The sequence below is a fragment of the Mesorhizobium subarcticum genome, assembly GCF_055456085.1.
The window spans coordinates 1,568,609-1,581,141 of sequence record NZ_CM144237.1 but is presented as its reverse complement, the minus strand read 5'-3'; the positions used below and the strand labels follow the sequence as shown (position 1 = coordinate 1,581,141).

Here is a 12,533-nt window from a genome sequence, read left to right as displayed (position 1 = left end):
AATGCCGCTTGTGCGTGCATCCGACGAGGATGGTTCGTACTCTTTCGCGGAACTGGGCGGTGAGTGTTTTGCACCGTTGCAACGCGCCTAGGTCACGGCATGGATCCTAGGGTCTGCGCGTGTCGCTTCGCTCCTTGCTCCGCCCTAGGATGACGAAGTGTGGGCCTATTCGGCAGCCTCTTCGAGCTTCTCCATATCGTCATCCGACAGGCCGAAATGGTGGCCGATCTCGTGGATCAGGACGTGGGTGACGATGTCGCCCAGCGTCTCCTCATTTTCGGCCCAGTAGTCAAGCATGGCGCGGCGGTAGAGCGTGATGCGGTTCGGGCCTTCGCCGGTCTGCGGGTTCCAGCGTTCGGCGATGCCGCGGCCCTCGAACAGGCCGAGCAGGTCGAACGGCGTCTCCAGCGACAGATCGTCCATGATCTCGTCGGTTGGGAATTCGGCGATCTGGATGACGATCTCGCCGGTCAGCTTGCGAAAGTCCTCCGGAAGGTGAGCGTAAGCCTCCAAAGCGAGGAACTCCATCTCCTCCATCGAGGGCGCAAGTTCACCATGCCAGGTGCGGGATTTGTAGATGCGGGCCATGCTTTGTCCTTTGCCCGGCATATAGGCTTTCGCATCGATCGAGGCAAATGGAGCGTCGATTCCTGGCTCAACTGCTTTTGCTTTGCCACTGCCGGGGAATCGCGTAGGGGTCGGTTCCGGCCATCTCTCAGGAGTTCTCATGCCGGACCTTTCCACCATCGGACTTTTCGCCATTGCCTGCCTCGCGCTGACCGCGACACCGGGGCCGGACATGCTGCTGATCGCTTCGCGCAGCGCCAGCCAGGGGCGCGCCTCGGGCCTCGCTACCTATGCCGGCATTGCCGCCGGCACCTATTGCCACGCGCTGGCCGCCGCCTTCGGCCTGTCGCAACTGTTCCTGGCAGCACCCATCGCCTACGACATCGTGCGCTATGCCGGCGCAGCCTACCTCGCCTGGCTCGCCTGGAAGGCGTTCCGTTCCGATGGAACGGCATTTGCCCCGATCGCCGGCCTGCCGCGCTATTCGCAAGGCCGCATCTTCCGGCAAGGCCTGCTGACCAATCTGCTCAACCCGAAAATGGCGCTGTTCGTGCTGGCGCTGTTCCCGCAATTCGTACGCCCCGAGACCGGTTCCGTCGCCGGCCAGATCCTGCTGCTGGCCACCGTGCTCAACCTGATCGGGCTGGTGGTCAACGGCCTGGTCATCCTGACCGCGAGCCGGATCGGAGCGGCGTTGTCGAAGCGCACGCGGTTCCGTCGGGCGCCACAAATCCTGCTCGGAACCGTATTCGCGGGTCTGGCCGCACGGCTGGCTCTTGGCGGCCAGCGCTAAAGCACACGCGCTTGCAGGAATAAATTCCTTGTGACTCTGCTTGACTCTTCGGGCAGCCTCTGGAATCTATAGGAACATAACAGGAACAATTGTGAGTGGATACTGACCGTCATGGCGATATCAGCCGTGGCGCGGGAGACTGTTTTTTCCCTGCGCCGCCAGATCGCGAAGATCGAGGGAACGCTGCCCGAGCGCCTGCAGGCGCCGGCTGGCGCAGCCCTTGATGCTGACGGCCTCACCGATGTCGATCTCACAATCGTCCGGCGCGGCCTTGTCGCGGCCTTGCCGGATGCCTTCCTGCCCATTGGCGTCGAACGGTTCGATGCCGCCCTGAGCGGCGGTCTGCCGAAAGCCGCGCTCAGCGAAATCCATGGCCTGGAAACCCGCGATGCCGGGGCCGTCGCCGGCTTTGCCTTGTCGCTCATCAGCCTGATCCTCAAGCAGGCGCAAGGGCTGCCCATCCTGTGGATCGGCACGTCGGAAATCTTCCGCGAGGCCGGCTTTCCCTATGCCAGGGGGTTGCAGGCCTCGTTCGGCATCAAGCCGGAGCAATTGCTGTTTTCCGAGGCGCCAAAACTCGTCGATGCGCTGTGGATCGCCGAGGAGGCCGCCAGGATGACAGCGCTCGCCGCAATCATCCTCGAAATCCGCGGCAACCCGCAACGGCTGGACCTGACCGCCACGCGCCGGCTGCATGCCAGGGCGCAGGCTGCCGGCCGGCCGGTGTTCCTGCTGCGGCAGGCGGCCGAGCCCGAGCCGACGGCAGCACCCATCCGCTTCATCGTCGCGTCGGCGCCGGCCGTGTCGCGCGCCACTGTCGCCGGGCCGCTCGCCGGTTCGATCGGCCGCCCCGCCTTCACCATCACCATTGGCAAGAGCCGCACGGCCCTGCCTGGACAATTCACACTGGAGTGGAACCCCGATGAACGCGCATTTGACGAAAGAAGGGGCCAGAAACAACGGACAGAGAATCCTGTCCCTGTGGTTTCCCTATCTGGCGGCCGAAAGGATCCTGCGGCAGCGTCTGGGGCGGTCGTGGCGTTCCCGGCCGTCGGATCACCCGACGCCATCTCATCCACCGTTGGTGATCAGCCATCGTCAGGGCAACGCGCAGCGCATTTCGGCCCTCGACGAGCGGGCTGAGGCGCTGCATTTGAAGCGCGACATGGGCATTGCCGATGCGCGCGCCATGCACCCGTCGATCGACATCGTCGAGGCCGATCCGGACGCCGACCGCCGCCTGCTCGAAGGCCTTGCCGACTGGTGTGACCGCTACACCCCACTGGTGGCGATTGACGCGACCGACGGCCTGTTTCTCGACGTCACCGGTTGTACCCATCTGTTTGGCGGCGAACGCGCCATGCTGGACGACATCCTGTCTCGCTTCTTCCATCAGGGCTTCGATGTCCGCGCCGGCCTTGCCCCGACCCCGGGGGCGGCCTGGGCGGCGGCCCGCTTTTGCGGCGACCGCATCGTTGCGCCAGGCGAGGAGGAAGCGCTGCTTGCCCCCTTGCCGCTCGCCGCACTGCGTATCGCGCCGGCAACCCGCACCAGCCTGGAAAGCGTCGGCCTGCGCACGGCGGGCGCCGTCATGGCGGCACCACGCGCGCCGCTTGCCCGCCGCTTCGGCGCCACCTTGCTGTTGCGTCTCGACCAGGCGCTTGGCCGTCTCGACGAAGCAGTCTCGCCGCGGCTTCCCGTCGCGCCGCTTTCGGTCGAGCGCCATCTGGCCGAGCCAATCACCTTGACCGAGGAGATCGAGCGGCTGGTGGGCCTGCTGGCGACGACCTTGAAGACCGACCTCGAGCGCCGTGGCGAGGGCGCCCGGACGCTGGCGCTGCTGCTCTTCCGTGTCGACGGCGCCGTCAGCCGCATTGCGCTCGGCACCTCGCGGCCGATGCGCGACCCCCGGCTGATCCAGAAACTGTTCCATGAAAGGCTGGCCGCGCTCGAGCAGGACATTGACGCCGGCTATGGCTTCGATCTGGTGCGGCTCTCGGTGCTGGCGGCGGCCGCATTCGACATGGCGCAGGCCGATCTGACCGGTGAGGTGACCGACGACGGCGCCGACATCGCGCTGTTCGCCGACCGTATCCGCGCCCGGCTCGGCGAGGGCGCGGTGCTGCAGCCGGTCCTCGTTGAAAGCCATCTGCCGGAACGCGCCGTCGCCACCATCCCCTTCACCGAAGCGCCGCGCCGGACCACGCCGCCGAAGAAGCCAGCCAAGGTGCAGGCGCCCACGACCATCTTCCCGCCGGAGCGTCCTATCCGGCTGTTTCGCGCGCCCGAACCCATCGACGTGCCGGCGACCGAAATGCCGGAAGGGCCGCCGCTGCATTTTCGCTGGCGGCGCGCGCTCTACCGCGTCACCCGCGCCGAAGGGCCGGAACGGCTCGCCGCCGAATGGTGGCGTGAAGCGTCAAGCGATCCGGTCACATCGACCCGCGACTATTTCCGCATCGAGGATGGCGATGGCCGCCGCTACTGGCTCTACCGGCAAGGCCTTTACGGCAACCCGCAAGTGCCGCCGCGCTGGTTCATGCATGGGGTCTTCGCATGAACGCGCTGACCGTCATCCCCTATGCCGAGTTCGGCATCCAGTCGAACTTCTCCTTCCTGCGCGGCGCCTCCAAGCCGGAGGAACTGGTGGTCGCCGCCAAGCTGCTGGGTTTTTCGGCCATCGGTCTTGCCGACCGAAACACGGTGGCCGGCGTGGTGCGCGCCTGGCAGCAGGCCAAGGTCGAAAAGCTCTCCTATCACCCCGGCTGCCGGCTGGTTTTCGGCGATGGCACGCCGGATATTCTCGCCTATCCCAGGGATCGTAAGGGCTGGGGGCATCTGTGCCGCATGCTGACGCAAGCCAATCTGCGCGACGAGAGCGAAAAGGGCGCCACCCTTCTCCAGCGCAGCGACCTGCTCGAATGGGGGGATCTGATGTCGCTCGCGGTCCTGCCCGATCTGACGGCGGACGCGCAAGACAGCCTCGCCCTCATTCACCAGCTCAAGGACCGCTTCGGCAGGGCCCTGCGGCTTGGCGTCTCGCCCGACTATGCCGGCAATGACCGTTTCCGCATCGAGCAGGCGGCGGCTTTTGCCCAGAGCACCGGCATACCGCTGATGGCGACCAACGATGTTCTCTACCACACCGCCGAACGGCGCCCGTTGCAGGACGTGCTGACCGCGATCCGCCTCAACACGCCCGTCGCCGAGGTCGGGCTGGAACTCACCGCCAATGCCGAACGCCATTTGAAGCCACCGCTGGAAATGGCCCGCCTGTTCCGCAGGCATCCGCAGGCGCTGGCCGAGAGTTTGCGCTTTGCGGAAGAGCTGACCTTCTCACTCAGCGACCTCCAGTACAATTACCCCGATGAGCCGACGGAATCCGGACTCGGCCCGCAGGCCGAGCTGGAAAGACTGGCGCGGGAAGGGGCGACCCGGCGGTTCCCGGGCGGTGTCCCGGCCAGCGTCATTAAACGCATCGAGGAAGAGCTCGCTCTGATCGAGCGTCTCAACTATGCCCGCTACTTCCTGACCGTATACGACATCATCAAATTCGCCCGTAGCCAGAACATTCTCTGCCAGGGACGCGGTTCCGCCGCCAATTCGATCATCTGCTTCTGCATCGGCATCACCGAGGTCGGGCCGGACAAGATCGACACGCTGTTCGAGCGCTTCATTTCCGAGGAGAGGAACGAACCCCCGGATATCGACGTCGACTTCGAGCACGAGCGACGCGAAGAGGTCATGCAGTACATCTATACGAAATACAGTTCCAAACGCACCGCGCTCGCCGCCGCCGTCATCAGCTATCGCGGCCGTTCGGCGTTGCGCGAAGTGTCGAAGGCCATGGGTCTCTCGGAGGATGTCCGGGCGTCACTGTCCGGCTCGATCTGGGGCTGGTCGACCTCGGAACTCGGCGAGAAGGAAGCCCGCGCCGGCGGCCTCGACCGCAGCGACCCCACATCGCGGCATGTGATGGAACGGGCCAACGAGATCATGGGCTTCCCCCGTCATTTGTCGCAGCATGTCGGCGGCTTCGTGATCACCCGGGACCGGCTCGACGAGATCGTGCCCATCGTCAAGACGGCGATGGACGAGCGCAAGATGGTCGAATGGGACAAGGACGATCTCGACTCGGTGAAGATCCTGAAAGTGGACATCCTGGCGCTCGGCATGCTGACCTGCCTGCAGCGCGCCTTCACCTTGCTTACCGACCACTATCCCAAGGCACGGGACCCATACGCGCAACCCTATGTGCTGGCCACTCTCCCGGCAGAGGACCAACGCGTCTATGACATGATCTGCCGCGCCGATACGCTCGGCGTCTTCCAGATCGAGTCTCGCGCGCAGATGTCGATGCTGCCGCGGCTCCAGCCACGCGATTTCTATGACCTTGTCATCGAGGTGGCGATCGTTCGGCCGGGCCCGATCCAAGGCGATATGGTCCATCCCTATCTGCGCCGCCGGCAGGGCAAGGAGAAGCCCGAATATCAAAAGTCGGAATTGAAAGAGATCCTCGGCAAAACGCTCGGCGTGCCGCTGTTCCAGGAACAGGCGATGAAGATCGCCATCGTCGCCGGCGGTTTCAAACCGGGCGAGGCTGACGAACTGCGACGCGCCATGGCCACCTTCAAGCGCACCGGGACTATCGGCAATTATCGAGAGCGTATGATCAAGGGCATGGTTGGCAAGGGATACACCGCGGACTTCGCCGAGCGCTGCTTCAAGCAGATCGAGGGTTTTGGCGAATATGGCTTTCCCGAGAGCCATGCCGCGTCCTTCGCCTTGCTCGTCTATGCCTCGTGCTGGTTCAAGACCTTCTATCCCGACGTGTTCTGCGCCGCGATCCTGAATTCGCAGCCGATGGGATTCTATCAGCCGGCGCAGCTGGTGCGCGACGCGCGCGACCATGGCGTCGACATTCGCGAGGTCGACGTGAATTTCTCCGTCTGGGACTGCACCCTGGAAAAAGCGCCTTTCGACCCGGCTCGCATCCTGCCACGCCATGCCGAGATGCGCGGCGTCATCGAGACGGATCATGCAGTTCGGCTCGGCTTCCGGCAGATCAAGGGGCTGGCGGAGAAACGCATGGAGGCTTTCGTCGCGCGACGCGGTGACGGTTACGCATCCGTCCGGGATGTCTGGCTGCGCTCCGGCCTTGATGTCGACGAGATCGAGAGGCTGGCGCAGGCCGATGCCTTCCGTTCGATCGGCCTCGACCGTCGCGCCGCGCTGTGGGACGTGCGCGCGCTGGGCGCCAAGAGTGCTGCCGAAAAGCTGCCGCTGTTCGACCAGCCGGCGCTGCGCCTGCGCGAGCTGGAGCCCGAGACGAAGTTGCCGAAAATGCCGCTCGGCGAGCATGTCATCCACGACTACCGGTCGCTCGGCCTGTCGCTGAAGGCGCATCCGGTCGCTTTCCTGCGCGAGCGGCTCGACCGCGCCGGCGTCACGCCCAATGCCAACCTGCCTTCGGTGCGCGACGGCAGGCGGGTTTCCGTCGCCGGTCTCGTGCTGGTGCGGCAGCGCCCCGGCAAGGGCAACGCCATCTTCCTGACGCTGGAAGACGACAAGGCCGTCGCCAATGTCATTTTCTGGGAGCGAACTTTTACCCGCTTCCGCCCCATCGTCATGGGCGCGCGGTTCGTGAAGGTTACCGGCAAATTGCAGTCGGAATCCGGTGTGGTCCATATCGTTGCGGAAAAGATCGAGGATCTGACGCCGTGGCTGACCGTGCTTCTGGAGAAGGTGAGCGGGGCCAGTCAACCGGTGCTACGAGACACACCGGTCAAAGACCTCGCAACACTGTCGGAAGAGGCGGAGAGTGTCATGCCCAAGGGGCGTAATTTTCAGTAGGCATCGGCCTGCTCCGTTGTCGCGAGCGGAGCGAGTATGAATAGAACGCCGGCGGGCCAGCGCCCCCTCTGCCCTGCCGGGCATCTCCCCCACTTGGGGGAGATCGGCAGCTTCGCCGTCGAGCCTGTCCTTCAGCGTTGGAGATTGGCGAAAGCGGAGACAACAGCCAATCTCCCTCCTTGTGGGGGAGATGTCCGGCAGGACAGAGGGGGGCGCTGTCCCGCCAACCTCTCATAGACTTCTGCACAGCAGTCGCTGCTTGAACGCCCCTTACGAAGGCCCACCCAACCTCGGCGGCGACAACACATCCTCCGCCGACAACGTCCGCGCTTCCGAAGGCAGCATGATCGGGATGCCGTCGCGCACCGGATAGGCGAGCTTGGCGATCCGCGAGATCAGCTCACCCCGCTCCGGATCCCAGGCCAGCGGCCCCTTGGTCAGCGGGCAGGCCAGAAGTTCCAGCAGCTTGGGGTCGACATTGATCTTCTTTCCGTCACGCCCATCCGCCGCCATCGCACCCTCTTATTGTAGACTCGAGCCAAAATCCTCGTTCTCCCGCGCCAGCGCCATCTCGGTGATGGCAATCAGCGTTTCGGCCCGCGTCTTCAAATCCGCGGCTTCGAGCAGCGCCTGTTTCTCGGCCGGCCCGTAGGGCGCCATCATCGACAATGCGTTGACCAGCATGGCATTTTCGGCGCGGCTGACGCTTTCCCAGTCGGCTTCGAGATCATTGGCCTGCAGATAGGCGCGAAAGGCCTTGAGCAGCGCCGGCCGGTCGATCTCGTTGGCTGCCGGATCGTCGTCGAGATCGGCGAGGAAGGGCGCGGGCTTCGCCTGCCGGAACGGCGTCTTGACCGTCAATTCGCTGGCGATGCGGAAGCGGTACACACCTTGCAGCGAAATGAGGTAGCGGCCGTCGCCGGTCTCGGAAAAGGCGATGATGCGCCCGGCGCAGCCGACATTGCAGAGCTGCGGCTCGCCATCCTCGCGCAACGCACCGTCGAGGCTGGGCTGGATGACACCGATGAGCCGCGAGCCGGAAATCGCCTCGTCCACCATCTGCAGGTAGCGCGGCTCGAAGATGTTGAGCGGCATGCGCCCGCCCGGCAGCAAAAGCGCGCCTTCGAGCGGAAAGATCGGGATCGTCGACGGCAGATCCTTGGCGACCCGGTAATGCGCGTTTCCCGCTTGCACCTCATTCCTCCCATCGCTCCCATCAGGAAGCGTGTCCTCGATCCAGCCTGTCTATCTGGCGCTTTGGCCTGACATCACAAGCCCGTGCGACGAAACAGCCGCTGCTTTAGGAAAACAGCAGCGCCGACAATTTGCGCCGCGCGGCCAGCGTCGCCTCGTCGGTCATGCCCCAGGCCTCGAACAGCTGCAGCAATTGCGTCCTGGCGCCGTCCTCGTTCCAGGCCCGGTCGGCCTTGATAATGGCCAGCAGATTATCCGCCGCCGCCGTGCGGTCACCACGGGCATTCTGGATCATGGCGAGATCAAAACGCGCCTGATGGTCCTTGGGATTCTCGGCCAGCCGGCGCTCGAACTCGGCCGGATTGCCAAGCGCGGCGGCTTGCGCGGCCAGCGCCATCTTGGCGCGCAACGCGGCAAGCAAAGGCGCTTCCTTCTTGGCTTCCGGTGCGGTTGCCAGAAGCGCTTCGGCGCCTTCGGTATCGCCGGCCTCGAACAGCAGATCGCCCAGTCCAGCGATCGCCTCGATCGTCTCGGGCGCCTGCGCCAGGACGGCATCAAAAATGTCGGCGGCGGTCTGCATGTCGCCGGCCGCGCGCGCTTCGGCCGCTGCCGCCAGCGCATCGGCCACGGGCGGAGCGCCATTGCCCTTGCCGCCGACCTTGGTGATGAATTCGTTGATCTGGCTCTCGGGGATCGCGCCCATGAAGCCATCGACCGGCTGGCCGTCCTTGAAGGCGATGACCGCAGGAATGGACTGGATGCCGAGTTGGCCGGCGATCGAGGGATGGTCGTCGATGTTCATCTTGACCAGCTTGACCTTGCCGCCGGCGGCCTTGACCGCCTTCTCCAGCTGCGGCGTCAACTGTTTGCAAGGCCCGCACCAGGGTGCCCAGAAATCCACCAGCACCGGCTGGCGGCGCGATTCCTGGATGACGTCGGCGGCGAAAGCGGCCGTCGTGGTGTCCTTGATGACGTCGCCGGCGACAGCGGCCGGCGTATCGCCAAGCGTGACCTTTGCCGGCGCGGGCGCGGCTCCGCCATACTGCACCGTGGTGGCATATTGGCCGCCACTGCTGCCGAATGACCCGCCAAACGGCTTGTTGTCGCTCATCTCGTCACCCTTTCGGTCGCGCCACCGGCCAGCGGGTTGGCGCCTTGTCTCTCAATGGAAGTCGGCTTTCGCCATGCATGTGGCGATCATGCCGAGACTTTCAAGATAGCAGCATCATGCCCGGTTGCCTCGACGAATTTGATAAGGTCATCCCTGGCGATCGATGTCGTCGCTTCATTGGTGAGCGGATGCCCATTGATGACGGCATGTTCCATCAAATCCTTGTCGAGCACCAGCTTGACCCGATTTGCCGTATCGTTGATGACGCCAAACACCGTGACCGCGCCAGGCGTGACGCCAAGCAGCTCCAGCAGCATCTCCGGTTTGCCGAAGGAAACGCGGCTGGCGGCGCCGATCAGCTGGTGGATCTGCTTGAGGTCGACGACGGCGTCCTCGCCGACGGTGACCAGGAAGAAATTGTCTTTTTTGTCCTTCAGGAACAGGTTCTTGGTGTGCCCGCCGGCAATTTCGCCGCGCAGCGCCTGCGAATCGGCCACCGTATAGAGCGGCGGATGGCGTATCGTCGAAACGGCAATGCCGAGTTCGGCAAGAAAGGCAAAAAGGTCAGCTTCGGTCTTCGGCATCGATTGTCTTCTTCGTCGTTTTTCAGCTTTGCCGTTTACGGCCAATGCGGTGGCCGGCACAAGACCATCGCGCAATGGAGCGGCGAAATCCGCGCATAGCGGGCACTTTGCCGGCATCGCCCGACAGGTTGCAAAAAGCCCGACATTTCCCTGTTGCAATCGCCGCGCTCTTCAGCCATATAGGCGCGGCTTGCGGCCAAGATGCCGTGTGAGCGGGTGTAGCTCAGGGGTAGAGCACAACCTTGCCAAGGTTGGGGTCGAGCGTTCGAATCGCTTCACCCGCTCCAGTTTCCTCAAGGGGAGATCAAGCACCGAAAAGCCGCGGTCCCACCGCGGCTTTTTCGCATTTTGGGCGAGCGCAGACTGGAACGCTTTGGCCGAACCGGCCCAGCGCTTCCTTCAGAAATCACATAAAATTACAGCGAGGAACGCTTCCCGCTCCGGCTCGTTAGCCTCCATCAACCCAACGATGGAGAAACCCATGCAGGACATTTCCGGTAAGCGTGTCGCTATCCTTGCGACCAATGGCTTCGAGCAATCCGAACTTGAAGTCCCGCTGAAGAAACTGCGCGAAGCGGGCGCCACCGTCGATGTCGTGTCGCTCGCAGGCGGCAATATCAAAGGCTGGGACAAAAAGGATTGGGGCCGTGAGGTTCCCGTGGACAGGACCCTGGATGAGGCGCGGGCAGACGACTACGACGCGATCGTCCTACCTGGTGGCGTCATCAACCCCGATTTGCTGCGGGTTGAGCAGAAGGCGCTGGACTTCATCAAATCGTTCTGGGCCGCCAAGAAGGTCGTCGGCGCGATCTGTCATGCGCCCTGGCTGCTGGCGGAAGCCGGCATTGTCAAAGGCCGCCGGGTCACATCGTACAAGTCGATCAAGACCGACGTCGTCAATGCTGGTGGCCTTTGGGAAGACAGCAAGGTCGTCACCGACCAGGGGCTTGTCACCAGCCGTAACCCAGGTGATCTCGAAGCATTCTGTGAAAAGCTCACCGAGGAGATCAACGAAGGTCGGCACGACAGGAGAGAAGCGGCTTAACCTCAGCCGCGCAAGCCCTCACAACGCAGCTGCCAGGTTGCTGCCTGGTAGCGGCGCAGGCTGCCTGGACGCATATTCTTGTGGCGCGGGCACACGCCATTGGCTTTGTGCGGCTTACAAAGAAGACAGCCCGCCCTGGCGCTCTTGGGCTTCTTGCGCTTGTGATGCATGCGAATTCTCCGGTCTGACCGGTGCGCCCCGATGGCGCACGCTCGTGATCGGAGGAGAGGTTCGGTAGTAGTCGGAACTACGCGTGTGAAACTGTTTCGACATCACACTCGGATTCCACAAGAAATCGAAGATTTGATGGCGCTGCCCGTCAGGCCTGCTTGGCACCATCCGCCTTGCGCAGCGACGCCTGATGCACCAGCGACGTCCAGCTGTTGGTCGAGGCAAGGTGGCAATAGAGCAGGCCGAGCGCGCCTGACTTGCGCAGGTCGAGGAACGCCGCGTCGCTCAGTTTGTTGAAGGCAGCCTCGTCGATCACCTGGAAATCGGTGAGGTTGAGCACTTCGCCGCCTTCCAGCGTCACCTTGCTCTGGCGCGGCGCGAACAGGCCATGCGCGTCGATCTTCTCGACCATCTCGCGGGTGGCCCTGAAGTCGATCTGGAATTGGTTGCAGAAGGCGAGCGCCTGCTTTGTCGCCTCGGTCGGCTCGTTGCCGATGAAGAACGGCGCGACCTTGTCGTCACGCAATGGCGCCACGGCCTGGTCGACGACGCGCTCGCTTGCCCGGTCGACGCACAGCGTCAGCCGGCCTGCAGTGGTCGGATCCTCGGCCAGGATGAAGGGATAGCGGCGGACATAGGCAGGAACGTAATGCGGGGCGGTCCACCTGCCGTCGGCATCGACGAACAGGTTCTCGTTCTGGCGCACGCCGGTGATGATGACGGGCGCCTTGCCGTCGCCGATGAAGACGATCGGATAGGAGCGCATCGCCGCCGGCATTTCCGACGCCACCACCGGAATGGCGTGGGCTGCGCGCGCGAAGGAAAAATCGCTGCGCGCGGTCAGGCCGAGCGAGCCGTGCCGTGCCGGGTTGAGCGCTTCCGGTTTGGAGTAGAACAGCGGCATTGCGGCGCTTGCCGTTGCTGCTTTCAGGTCGCCGTCAGCCATTCGTTTCGTTCCTCCCGCGAGCTGCTTGCAGTGGCTCGCCCATTGATGACCCAGCGCCAGCCGGGATCTGTTCCTGCATGCTGATCTTTGGTTCGGCAATGATCATGCGCAAGATGAAGTAAAGGCTCTACAGCGTTCTTCACTGCCGCAAAAGCAGTTATGGTTGGATAGTGCTGATTTTACACCATGGCTTGCAACGCAATGCCGCAAAGGTCGCCGGATGGCTCTGGACAGCTTGCCGCGAAGTGGTGACATTATCGCTGACTGCA

General features: G+C 63.8%; 12 protein-coding genes and 1 tRNA gene. 6 read left to right on the top strand and 7 right to left on the bottom strand.

The genetic code is table 11. The features are described 5' to 3' along the window. Positions 1–165 precede the first annotated feature (165 nt). Positions 166–588 carry a metallopeptidase family protein gene (locus ACZYHG_RS07535; protein ID WP_027032002.1) on the bottom strand — a complete coding sequence of 141 codons (423 nt, stop codon included), beginning with the start codon at positions 586–588 and terminating at the stop codon, positions 166–168. 139 nt (positions 589–727) lie between these two features. Between ACZYHG_RS07535 and ACZYHG_RS07530 the strand changes: the two genes are divergently transcribed. The 4 genes from ACZYHG_RS07530 to ACZYHG_RS07515 all read left to right on the top strand — a co-directional run bounded on the left by ACZYHG_RS07530 (position 728) and on the right by ACZYHG_RS07515 (position 7,213). After that, the gene (locus ACZYHG_RS07530) at positions 728–1,360 is read left to right on the top strand and encodes a LysE family translocator (protein WP_464613241.1); all 633 of its coding nucleotides are present in this window, start codon (positions 728–730) and stop codon (positions 1,358–1,360) included. A 111-nt stretch (positions 1,361–1,471) separates the two neighbouring features. Beyond that, on the top strand, positions 1,472–2,503 hold the full coding sequence (locus ACZYHG_RS07525; protein WP_464613240.1) for an ImuA family protein: 1,032 nt from the start codon (positions 1,472–1,474) through the stop codon (positions 2,501–2,503). Next, positions 2,445–3,920, top strand: a complete 1,476-nt coding sequence (locus tag ACZYHG_RS07520) for a DUF6504 family protein (RefSeq protein WP_464613239.1) — start codon at positions 2,445–2,447, stop codon at positions 3,918–3,920. The genes ACZYHG_RS07525 and ACZYHG_RS07520 overlap by 59 nt, the downstream gene beginning before the upstream one ends. Continuing rightward, on the top strand, positions 3,917–7,213 hold the full coding sequence (locus ACZYHG_RS07515) for an error-prone DNA polymerase (RefSeq protein ID WP_464613238.1): 3,297 nt from the start codon (positions 3,917–3,919) through the stop codon (positions 7,211–7,213). Before ACZYHG_RS07520 ends, ACZYHG_RS07515 begins: the two co-directional genes overlap by 4 nt. 270 nt (positions 7,214–7,483) lie before the next feature. On the opposite strand, the gene ACZYHG_RS07510 is transcribed toward ACZYHG_RS07515, so the two are convergent. From ACZYHG_RS07510 to ACZYHG_RS07495, 4 genes are all read right to left on the bottom strand, one after another. Beyond that, positions 7,484–7,726, bottom strand: coding sequence for a Trm112 family protein (locus ACZYHG_RS07510; RefSeq protein ID WP_464613237.1), 243 nt, complete (start codon positions 7,724–7,726; stop codon positions 7,484–7,486). 9 nt (positions 7,727–7,735) lie between these two features. Continuing rightward, on the bottom strand, positions 7,736–8,407 hold the full coding sequence (locus ACZYHG_RS07505; protein WP_464613236.1) for an LON peptidase substrate-binding domain-containing protein: 672 nt from the start codon (positions 8,405–8,407) through the stop codon (positions 7,736–7,738). A gap of 106 nt (positions 8,408–8,513) precedes the next feature. Next, entirely contained in the window at positions 8,514–9,518 is a 1,005-nt protein-coding gene (gene trxA, locus ACZYHG_RS07500; protein WP_464613235.1) for a thioredoxin, read from the bottom strand. An 86-nt stretch (positions 9,519–9,604) separates the two neighbouring features. Continuing rightward, the gene (locus tag ACZYHG_RS07495; protein WP_027059315.1) at positions 9,605–10,102 is read right to left on the bottom strand and encodes a prolyl-tRNA synthetase associated domain-containing protein; all 498 of its coding nucleotides are present in this window, start codon (positions 10,100–10,102) and stop codon (positions 9,605–9,607) included. Between the two features lie 212 nt (positions 10,103–10,314). On the opposite strand from ACZYHG_RS07495, the gene ACZYHG_RS07490 reads away from it, so the two are divergent. After that, a tRNA-Gly gene (locus ACZYHG_RS07490) sits at positions 10,315–10,389 on the top strand. A gap of 194 nt (positions 10,390–10,583) precedes the next feature. Next, entirely contained in the window at positions 10,584–11,147 is a 564-nt protein-coding gene (locus tag ACZYHG_RS07485; protein ID WP_464613234.1) for a type 1 glutamine amidotransferase domain-containing protein, read from the top strand. 2 nt (positions 11,148–11,149) lie between these two features. Here ACZYHG_RS07485 and ACZYHG_RS07480 read toward each other — a convergent pair whose 3' ends face one another. Beyond that, positions 11,150–11,317 (bottom strand): hypothetical protein, encoded by a 168-nt coding sequence (locus tag ACZYHG_RS07480; protein WP_464613233.1) that lies wholly within the window; start codon positions 11,315–11,317, stop codon positions 11,150–11,152. A 149-nt stretch (positions 11,318–11,466) separates the two neighbouring features. After that, the gene (locus ACZYHG_RS07475) at positions 11,467–12,264 is read right to left on the bottom strand and encodes a SapC family protein (RefSeq protein WP_464613232.1); all 798 of its coding nucleotides are present in this window, start codon (positions 12,262–12,264) and stop codon (positions 11,467–11,469) included. Positions 12,265–12,533: the final 269 nt, after the last annotated feature.

Excerpts from the sequence above, each read along its gene's own strand:
- ACZYHG_RS07485 (WP_464613234.1), top strand. The coding sequence starts at position 10,584 with ATGCAGGACATTTCCGGTAAGCGTGTCGCTATCCTTGCGACCAATGGC.
- trxA (WP_464613235.1), bottom strand. The coding sequence starts at position 9,518 with ATGAGCGACAACAAGCCGTTTGGCGGGTCATTCGGCAGCAGTGGCGGC.
- ACZYHG_RS07515 (WP_464613238.1), top strand. The coding sequence starts at position 3,917 with ATGAACGCGCTGACCGTCATCCCCTATGCCGAGTTCGGCATCCAGTCG.
- ACZYHG_RS07510 (WP_464613237.1), bottom strand. The coding sequence starts at position 7,726 with ATGGCGGCGGATGGGCGTGACGGAAAGAAGATCAATGTCGACCCCAAG.
- ACZYHG_RS07525 (WP_464613240.1), top strand. The coding sequence starts at position 1,472 with ATGGCGATATCAGCCGTGGCGCGGGAGACTGTTTTTTCCCTGCGCCGC.
- ACZYHG_RS07535 (WP_027032002.1), bottom strand. The coding sequence starts at position 588 with ATGGCCCGCATCTACAAATCCCGCACCTGGCATGGTGAACTTGCGCCC.
- ACZYHG_RS07530 (WP_464613241.1), top strand. The coding sequence starts at position 728 with ATGCCGGACCTTTCCACCATCGGACTTTTCGCCATTGCCTGCCTCGCG.
- ACZYHG_RS07480 (WP_464613233.1), bottom strand. The coding sequence starts at position 11,317 with ATGCATCACAAGCGCAAGAAGCCCAAGAGCGCCAGGGCGGGCTGTCTT.
- ACZYHG_RS07495 (WP_027059315.1), bottom strand. The coding sequence starts at position 10,102 with ATGCCGAAGACCGAAGCTGACCTTTTTGCCTTTCTTGCCGAACTCGGC.
- ACZYHG_RS07475 (WP_464613232.1), bottom strand. The coding sequence starts at position 12,264 with ATGGCTGACGGCGACCTGAAAGCAGCAACGGCAAGCGCCGCAATGCCG.